Origin of the sequence: Caldiplasma sukawensis (assembly GCF_052315375.1) — an archaeon.
Classification (GTDB): domain Archaea; phylum Thermoplasmatota; class Thermoplasmata; order Thermoplasmatales; family Thermoplasmataceae; genus Cuniculiplasma.
This window is the reverse complement of sequence record NZ_JBLSDG010000011.1, coordinates 41,761-49,694: the sequence shown is the minus strand read 5'-3', so window position 1 is coordinate 49,694 and position 7,934 is coordinate 41,761. Positions and strand designations below refer to the sequence as shown.

General features: G+C 32.3%; 9 protein-coding genes and 1 tRNA gene. 4 read left to right on the top strand and 6 right to left on the bottom strand.

Translation table 11 applies throughout. From position 1 onward, the window contains the following. Positions 1–358: 358 nt before the first annotated feature. A tRNA-Pro gene (locus ACNF4Z_RS06290) sits at positions 359–431 on the bottom strand. Then, a complete protein-coding gene (locus ACNF4Z_RS06285) occupies positions 417–1,343 on the bottom strand; it encodes a hypothetical protein (protein ID WP_458328387.1) in 927 nt (308 codons plus the stop codon). The genes ACNF4Z_RS06290 and ACNF4Z_RS06285 overlap by 15 nt, the downstream gene beginning before the upstream one ends. Positions 1,344–1,662: 319 nt before the next feature. On the opposite strand from ACNF4Z_RS06285, the gene ACNF4Z_RS06280 reads away from it, so the two are divergent. Beyond that, a complete protein-coding gene (locus tag ACNF4Z_RS06280; RefSeq protein WP_458328386.1) occupies positions 1,663–2,046 on the top strand; it encodes a translation initiation factor IF-5A in 384 nt (127 codons plus the stop codon). Then, entirely contained in the window at positions 2,010–2,915 is a 906-nt protein-coding gene (gene speB, locus ACNF4Z_RS06275) for an agmatinase (RefSeq protein ID WP_458328385.1), read from the top strand. The genes ACNF4Z_RS06280 and speB overlap by 37 nt, the downstream gene beginning before the upstream one ends. Here speB and ACNF4Z_RS06270 read toward each other — a convergent pair whose 3' ends face one another. Further along, complete coding sequence (locus ACNF4Z_RS06270; RefSeq protein WP_458328384.1) at positions 2,916–3,446, bottom strand: 50S ribosomal protein L16; 531 nt, start codon at positions 3,444–3,446, stop codon at positions 2,916–2,918. Positions 3,447–3,661: 215 nt separating this feature from the next. Beyond that, positions 3,662–3,856 carry a hypothetical protein gene (locus tag ACNF4Z_RS06265; RefSeq protein ID WP_458328383.1) on the bottom strand — a complete coding sequence of 65 codons (195 nt, stop codon included), beginning with the start codon at positions 3,854–3,856 and terminating at the stop codon, positions 3,662–3,664. Positions 3,857–3,890: 34 nt separating this feature from the next. Here ACNF4Z_RS06265 and ACNF4Z_RS06260 point away from each other — a divergent pair, with 34 nt between their 5' ends. After that, a complete protein-coding gene (locus tag ACNF4Z_RS06260) occupies positions 3,891–4,649 on the top strand; it encodes a hypothetical protein (protein ID WP_458328382.1) in 759 nt (252 codons plus the stop codon). Here ACNF4Z_RS06260 and ACNF4Z_RS06255 read toward each other — a convergent pair. Then, a complete protein-coding gene (locus ACNF4Z_RS06255) occupies positions 4,613–5,500 on the bottom strand; it encodes a hypothetical protein (RefSeq protein WP_458328381.1) in 888 nt (295 codons plus the stop codon). The genes ACNF4Z_RS06260 and ACNF4Z_RS06255 overlap by 37 nt on opposite strands. 296 nt (positions 5,501–5,796) lie before the next feature. Then, entirely contained in the window at positions 5,797–6,513 is a 717-nt protein-coding gene (locus ACNF4Z_RS06250; protein WP_458328380.1) for an alanyl-tRNA editing protein, read from the bottom strand. A 91-nt stretch (positions 6,514–6,604) separates the two neighbouring features. Here ACNF4Z_RS06250 and ACNF4Z_RS06245 point away from each other — a divergent pair, with 91 nt between their 5' ends. Next, positions 6,605–7,894, top strand: coding sequence for a bifunctional folylpolyglutamate synthase/dihydrofolate synthase (locus ACNF4Z_RS06245; protein ID WP_458328379.1), 1,290 nt, complete (start codon positions 6,605–6,607; stop codon positions 7,892–7,894). Positions 7,895–7,934: the final 40 nt, after the last annotated feature.

Here is a 7,934-nt window from a genome sequence, read left to right as displayed (position 1 = left end):
TATCTTTTTATCAAACTCTTCCATTATTCATTGCCTCCTTGGGTTGTTCTTAGGAGGCATCCTTTTATGTTTCATGAAATTTATCCATTGTTGATGGAGTTATTTCATTTGTTCTTACACAAGATTTGGGATACTATCATATTTGTCACTGTCATTTTTAAAGTTATTAATCTCGCAGATTTTGATCAAAGATTAGGAACAAATGATCTGTGAATTATTATTCAAATATTATTATATTGGAAATTTCTGTCTGGTAGTATAAATAAAAGGGTTAAAAAATTGGAATAATGATATCAGATTATCGCTTAAAAAACGTTTATTTCTCTAATTATTACAAAAAACTGAACCCTATGTAGAATGGGTCTGCCCGGATTTGAACCGGGGTCTCCAGCTCCCGAAGCTGGAAGGATACCAAGCTACCCCACAAACCCTTGCTCTGGAGTATTTTTAGTTGATATTTTATTTTTGTGACTCTGTAAATCATTAAAATTATTCAGTATTAACAGAAAAATAAAAATTACCGGTAAACCGCTGTTTGGATCTGTCGCGGGAAATTGGAAAAATCCAAGCGATTGAAAAAAGAACCATACGATTATGGTAAAAAAAATTCCTGCGTAATAAGTAAACTTAATATCCAAAAAAACTCCCATACCAATGTATAACATTATAAGTGCAAACATCAAATTTACATATGAATTAAAAGGGAATATGTAATGCCAGAATATCTCCTGAAAATATGAAACCGCGTAAGGAACGCCGAAATAATATGTATTTGTTTGAACAATCTGAGAAAGAGAAGCGTTTGAAAAATAAACGTTTAAAGGAAGCATTTGAATAAATGCTGAAATTATGAACAATGTTGATAGAACAAGAGAAAAATAACGCTTTATATGAAATGCATCGTGCAGTCTTTTTAAATGCAATAAAGGAATGGTTAGAAAAACATATATCAATGCTGAACCTGGGAAACCTGTCAGATATGTGACACCTGAAACAAAGTCATCCCCCATCCCCTCTCCAAAAACATAGATAAAAATTAACCATAAAATGGATAAAAGGGAAATGTAACGAACTATTTTTTCCTTTCTTATAAATAAAATACTTAACCCCAGAAAAATCTGGAAAGATCCAGCAAGACTATTAAAAAATATGGGATTAATTGTCCAGATTTTATATCCCAGATTAAGTATATTGAATATTGGTTGAGGATAAACTGATATTGAAGGAATAATAACAGAAATTAAAAAGTCATATGGCATTTCCGGTTGAAATTGAAGAATTCCATCAATGATCCATAGGAATCCTATGAAAATTTGTATTTTATAAATAAAACCTTTATTCACTGAATCTGAAGATTTTCCAGTTTTGTTATAAATAAATATAAACAGTAAAAAAAAGAGGGATAAAAAAAAGGAAACAGTAAAGTAAAAGCTCACAGCGTATCTATTTGGAATATAAAAAACATAAAAACTTAAAATAAACACATAGAGGGTAAGGATGACTGAAATGGCTATCAATGTAATTTCTGATGGTTTCAGGATAGATTTTTCCATTAAATTAAAATTGTAATTGATTATTTAAAAGATGAGCCTGACATATAATTTTTTAAATAATCACTTCTCATAAATATTATATTTAAATTAGATATGCCCATCTGATATCATGGGTTGGCAAGAAGCAGAAGTTAGGGAGTTAAAAGTTGGAAGGTACATGCTCATTGATGATGTTCCCTGTAAAATAATGGAAATTAATATGTCAAAACCGGGGAAGCATGGAGAAGCGAAGGGAAGGATCATAGCAATAGGAGTATTTGACAATCAGAAGAGAAGTGTTGTTTATCCTGTAAAACACAAAGTAAAGGTCCCAATAATAGAGAAAAAGAACGCACAGGTTCTGAGTGTTAATGGAAAAGAAGCTCAATTAATGGACTCAGAAACTTACGAAACCTTTGTTTTGCCTCTTGATGATGACCAGGTAGAAAAAGTTAAACCCGGTACAGAGGTGTCATATTGGGAAGTAATGGGAACAAGAAAGATCATGACCTGATGCTTCAAACTTTCGCATCCAGAAGAAAGATAGCAGATGCCAACTTCGATTATGAAGAAGCCAGGTATGTAATTTTCGGAGTACCATTTGATTACACTTCTTCTTTTAGAAGGGGCTCAAACAGAGCACCTGATGAAGTAAGAAGGGCATATGATAATTTAGAATCTTATGACGTGGAGTACGACATTGATTTTTCCGAAATTCCCATATGTGATATGGGCAACCTTATTGTGGACGAGGACCCAGAACATACTGTCGATTTAGTAGAGGAATTTACAAAAATAATCGTTGATGATGAAAAGATTCCCATAATGATTGGTGGTGAGCACTCAATAACAGGAGGGGCAATAAGAAATTTTAAGAATTCTTCAATGATAATAATTGATGCTCATTCAGATTTCAGAGACTCCTACATGGGTAGTAAGTACAATCATGCGTGCATAACTCACAGGGCCCTTGAAACTCTTGGAAGAAACAGGATTTTTTCATTTGGAACAAGATCAACCTCTAGGGAGGAAATAGAGGACCCTAAATATCATGAAGTGACGTTTATAAGAGCATCAGAAATCAAAAGGGAGGGAATTGAGAAAATATTTGAACCAATCTTAAAACAACTTAGGGAAAGCATTTATTTCTCAATAGATATGGATGGATTTGATCCTGCCTTCGCTCCAGGTGTTGGTACTCCAGAACCTTACGGAATTTCTGATACGGACGTAAGATATCTAATAAGAAAGATTTCAAAGAGGACAATAGGTTTTGATGTCCTTGAGTTCACACCTGATTTCGACAATGGAAACACTGCAATGCTTGCAGCAAAATTAATTCAGGATTTTATAGGTTCGAGAGAAACAAAAAATAAATTTTAATTAAAGACCGAATTTTCCTGCTAACTCTTTTCCTTTTGTAATTTCTATTTTGCATGGAGTAGGCAGCTTTATGGAACCTTTTTGCAAAGCCTCTTTCACAATTTTGGCCTGCTCGTGGTTAACCCTAGCTACTGCAATTATATCCCCTGAATGAACTCGGGCTGCGGTTCCCACTGGTCTCCCAAATGCACGCCTCATTCCTGATGATATCCTGTCAGCTCCCGCTCCCGTTGCCATTTTATGTTCCCTTATGACGTGATGAGGATATGGTCTTATCTGGAAATAGAAATTGTCATTTCCAACCTGCTCAGAAAGCTTTCTGTTTATTGAAATCCTCATTGCCTCAAGAGCTGTATGCCTTATCTGGCAGCTCTCTTCAGCTCTCATGTAAAACTCAATTTCAAACTCTTTTTTCTGATTACCATGAACGAATGTGGTAATCTTAGGATATGGAACTCCTCCCATAAATTCCTTTCTTGTATAAGCAGGACCTGAAATTTTTGTATACATTCTTGCAGGTTTAGTTACCATCTTAATCCACAGAGAAATACATATGAATATAAAAATTCAACCCTTCCTTTCATTTTAAGAAAGAGCATTTAAGTTAGATAATTATAACCCCCTGTTATGAGAAAGGTGGGAAAATTTCAATCTCTTTTACTTACCACCATATTATTTTCTTTTGGATGGTTCTGGATAAGCTTCACATTCCCACTAAAACTTGAAGCATTCGGATTGAACTTCATTCAGATTTCTTTAATTTCTTTATTCACTTCCTTGCCATTTGTTTTTATTTCTTTTCTCATATATATTGGAGATGTAAAATTAAGGACATTTTTTTTTAAAATACCGTTCTTGATTTTATCAATTTCATGTTTATTTTTAATAATTTTCCCAACATCCTTGCCAATCCTTATTTTATCAATAATATTAAGTGGCACATTTCAGAGTTTATTCTGGATATCATCAGAAATCATGACTTATTCACTTGAAAGGGGCTTTTCAGCTGAAAAATATTCAAATGCCTGGTCTATACCATCTGGTTTTTTCACAATCGCCTCAGGGTTTTTTCTACAGGATTTTTCTTACATTTTTGCATATATAATCATATTGGTAATCTCAATAGTTGGTTTTATCATTCCCATGGACTTTACAAATACCAGTGAAATTAATAAAAAAGGGAATAATCTTGAACTTTCTAGAGTTTTACCCATGTTCCTGGCGGGACTTGGAATTGGTTTTTTTTCTTTTACACTTCCTTCAAAATTATTCTCAATACATTATTCATATGTTGAAATAGGAATAATAACCGGTTCACTTGGCGCATCTTTTGCAATAGGTTCCGTAATATCCAATATAAAATTTAAAGGGAATGGAAATTTGTTTCAGGTTATTTCTGGCTTTGCTCTTTCAATACCCTCGGTATTCATTGTATTTAAGCCAGATTTAATTTCCTTATCTATAATTGGAATATTACTTGGAATCTTTTCGGGATATTCTTTCAGCTTTATTCTTTCTTATATAAATTTAACAGAAAATCCAAGAAGAGGAGTGATGTTTTATGAAACATTATTTTCGGCAGGATACGTTTCCAGCAATATAGTTGGAGGTTTTCTCCTGGAAAATTATGGTTTGAATGCAGGTTTCTGCATCTTTCTATTTTCAATACCATTTACTTTGTTTTATTTCAATAAATATTATTCTTTTTTAACCAAAATAAAAAACTCTTTGTAATCAGTCTCATCTCCTCTTATAACTGTCTTGCAATTTTTACATTCATATTCTTCATTTTTATATATGAATTCTCTACCATCGCAATTCGGACATGATCCTCTTACCCATAATATTGAAGAATACTTCCTTGAGTTTGGTATTCTATCACTGGTTTGGTTATTATACATTTGTAGGTCATTATTCTTCTGCATCTCTGAATTTTCCGAAGTTTTATTTTCTTCTTTTTCTAAGTCATCTTTCCCCAATTTTCCATAATCTTTTCTTTTATTTGTATTGAAAATGTATGGACTTGCATATCCTTCAACCAGACCAAGTATTATGGAAATATACAATATAAAATCGAAAACGTACTGGCCAAGTGGAATGAAGGAGATCTCTCCAAGTTCAATTCCAAAGAATAAAAAAATCATTGAAAATCCCGCTAAAATACCATATCTTTGTGAAAGACCAATTATCGAGGAAAAAATTATTGTATAGACTGGAATTTCAATCAATAAAGAAAATCCTAAGAAATAAAAGAGAACAGCTCCAAATAAACCTATGAATACTGTATATATGTAATATCTGTATTCCAGCTTAACACCATTTTTTATTATATTGATGAAACTTGAATCATGATTTTCCATCAATACTGGGAGAGATATTGCGTAAAGAAATAATGAGATCAAGGTAATTACCAGTATTATTTCTTCAATTAAAAGTGAGTAACCAATTCTCCCATACAACTTCACAGGTGAAAGTTGTGGTTGAATTACTAAAAGAGAATCGATTAATGATGCAATAAATAACAGCATAAATCCAATGAAAAGGGGCCTGTAATTTTCTTCCTTACCATTTTCCTCATTTTTCACATGGTCTTTGTGCAAGAACAATGACCAAATCAAAAAAATTACCGTTAATACAGAGAATACAATTGAAACTATTATAAAAGTATCCCTTAAATTCATAAGAGTAAAAAGGGTCTGGTTTTTTGTATATATATTAAAATTTAATTTTTTTACCATTGATATATAAATGTAATCTATGGCAACAATTGAAAGCAATATGAATATTACATTCAGGAAATAATTTTGAAACTTAATAATAGTATCTTTAAAATTCATTGTATGGTTAAGTGTTTCAATGAATTTATAAATTTTTAGTATATCTATTCTACAAGATTAACCGTTATCCTTGTCCCAACTTTTCCCTTAACAAGATTGGTTTTCAATTTTACAGTTCCCACTTCTTTGGTATCATTAACTAGAAGGCCCATTTCCATCTGTTCTGGAAGATTATCATATTTTACCAATCTGAGTTCGTTTATTTCTGGCACTCTTCCATTAACAGTTTTTACCAGATCATTATCCTTTAAGAAATCTTCTTTCTTAACAATTCTATATGAAGGTTTGTGGCCCTCTTTTATGTACCTGTTAGCCTCCTCTTCAATATCTCTGACCTTTTCTTCTGAAATATCATCCATTTCAATGTCTATCCATCCATAATCCTCATATGTTTGATTAATTCTGTGAGAAGCCCCATATTTCTTATATGCAATGCAGGCCAATATTCTCATTGCTGTCCTGAATTTCATGTGATTATATCTCACTTCCCAGTTAACAAATTCTTCAATTTCCTTTCCCTTACAATCTGAGGGGTATGTATCATAAGAAATAAGATGAATCCCTTCACCATCATCAAAAACATCTATTATTTCGTATTTTTTTCCATCTATCACAATCATTCCCCTATCATTTTGCTGTCCATATCCCGTAGGGAAAAAAACAGAGTTATCAACAATAAGATCTGTGAATTCGTTGAATGTTATTCTCCCTTTCCCTTCTTTTTTGTATGGATCATCATAATATTCTTTTTTTGTAGACATCTGACCTACATGTTGATATGACTAATTTTTTTTTCCATTATTGCTTCCTGTTTCTAAACATCTAAATATTGAATTAAACTTCCCTCTTTCATTGAACAAAGAGGTTCTTTATTTTGTTTACAACCTCAAAAGGAGTGGGATAAAGTACAATCTTGATGTTATGAAAGAGTTTGATAGTTATTACGGCTCTCCACATTCAAACTATAAGATATTTCATATAACAGGGAGTAATGCAAAAGGTTCAGTTTCTAACCTTATGTATAATATTTTCAGAGAGAGAAAGAAAACAGGTCTTTACACATCACCCCATCTGATAAAATTTAATGAGAGAATAATTGGCCAAGATCAAACCATAACTGATGAGGAAATTGAAAACTATTTTAAATTGTACATGCCATATATTGAAAATCATTTACCAACTGTTAGAAATCCAACATTTTTTGAAGTTACAACAGAAATGGCATTTCAGTACTTCAAAGACCATAAAATTGAATTTGCTTCAGTAGAAGTGGGATTGGGAGGAAGACTAGATGCAACTAACATAGTGATGCCAGAAATTTCTATAATAACAAAGATCAGTTATGAGCACACAGATAGATTGGGAACAACACTGACAGAAATAGCAAGGGAAAAAGGAGGGATCATTAAAAAAGAAATTCCAGTTGTTACAGGAGAGACAAAAATTGAGCCACTGAAAGAATTAAGAAAGATTGCAGCAAGAAACAATTCAAAATTTGTCGAGGCAAATAAGTATTCTAAAATAAAAAATGTTGTGATTTCCGATGAAGGTACACAGTTCTATTTGGAAACTCCACGTGAGGCTTATGACATATTTACAAAACAAATAGGAACATTTCAGATTGAAAACATTGGAATGGCAGTGGCTGCAAGTGAAAATCTTAAGGAAGTTCCAGAAAAAAAACAGATAGAAAAGGGAATAAAAAATTTCAGAATGCCAGGGAGGTTTGAAATAATTAGGAGAGACCCGCTTGTCATAATGGATGGAGCTCACAACCCTCCCGCTGCAACAACACTTGCCCAAAACGTTAAGGAGTATTTCAAGAAGGAGCCAGTACTTTTAATTGGGATGCTGAAGGATAAGGATCATTTCTCTTTTCTGAGAAACATATCAATCTGTTCAAAAAATGTCATATTCACTACACCAAATGAACCAGAGAGAAAGGTTGAACCCGAAACACTAATGGCTGAATCAAGAAACATTTTTAAAAATTCAAAAATAATTTATGATCCAATAGAGGCATATGAGTATGCAATTAAAAATTATGATTTTGTTCTTGTAACCGGTTCATTTTATCTACTTGGAGTTCTTTATGAATATGAAAAATTGGATTTTCTCCCATTTAGAAAAAGGGAAGATTGAATCCAAAGGTGATAATAAAAAATTATCATTTCTGAATTAA

Coding starts and splice junctions, on each gene's coding strand:
- ACNF4Z_RS06250 (WP_458328380.1), bottom strand. CDS start 6,513: ATGTCTACAAAAAAAGAATATTATGATGATCCATACAAAAAAGAAGGG.
- ACNF4Z_RS06260 (WP_458328382.1), top strand. CDS start 3,891: ATGACTTATTCACTTGAAAGGGGCTTTTCAGCTGAAAAATATTCAAAT.
- ACNF4Z_RS06280 (WP_458328386.1), top strand. CDS start 1,663: ATGGGTTGGCAAGAAGCAGAAGTTAGGGAGTTAAAAGTTGGAAGGTAC.
- ACNF4Z_RS06270 (WP_458328384.1), bottom strand. CDS start 3,446: ATGGTAACTAAACCTGCAAGAATGTATACAAAAATTTCAGGTCCTGCT.